General features: G+C 72.4%; 1 protein-coding gene. It reads right to left on the bottom strand.

Annotated features, from left to right (window positions below; all coding sequences use genetic code 11):
• A partial coding sequence (locus CCN37_RS38285) for an ATP-binding cassette domain-containing protein (RefSeq protein ID WP_143262072.1) occupies positions 1–663 on the bottom strand: 663 nt, incomplete at both ends.

Genomic DNA, 663 nt, shown 5'->3' with positions numbered 1-663 from the left:
CCAGCAGCAGCGCGGTGGCGCCGTGGAGTTCCAGGAGCAGGATCTGGAAGCGGGCCTGCTGGCCGCCGGAGAGCCGGTCGAAGGGCTGCTCGGCCTGCCGGGTCAGCTCGTAGCGGCGGAGCGCGGACATGGCGGCGCCCCGGTCCTGCGCGTGCTCCTTCCACAGGATGTCGAGCAGTGCCCGGCCCTCCAGCTCGGGATGGGCGTGCGTCTGCGCGAAGTGGCCGGGGACGACCCGGGCGCCGAGCTTCCACTGCCCCGTGTGGGCGACGTCGCCCCCGGCCAGGAGCCGCAGGAAGTGGGACTTGCCCGAGCCGTTGGAGCCGAGGACGGCGACCCGCTCGCCGTAGAAGACCTCCAGGTCGAAGGGTTTCATCAGGCCCGACAGCTCCAGCCCCTGGCAGGTCACGGCCCGCACCCCGGTGCGGCCGCCGCGCAGCCGCATGGTGATGTCCTGCTCGCGGGGCGGCTCCAGCGGCGGGCCCGCCTCCTCGAACCTCTGCAACCGGGTACGGGCGGCCTGGAGCCGGGAGGCCATGTCGGAGTTGAAGGCCGCCTTCTGCTTGTACATGGCGACCAGCCGTTTGAGCTTCGCGTGCTCCTCGTCCCAGCGCCGCCGCAGTTCCTCGAAGCGGGCGAACCGTTCCTTGCGCGCCTGGTGGT

It is taken from the genome of Allokutzneria sp. NRRL B-24872 (assembly GCF_002155965.1).
Taxonomy (GTDB): domain Bacteria; phylum Actinomycetota; class Actinomycetes; order Mycobacteriales; family Pseudonocardiaceae; genus Allokutzneria.
The sequence above is the reverse complement of the archived record's forward strand: the minus strand, read 5'-3'. Positions and strand labels throughout refer to the sequence as shown.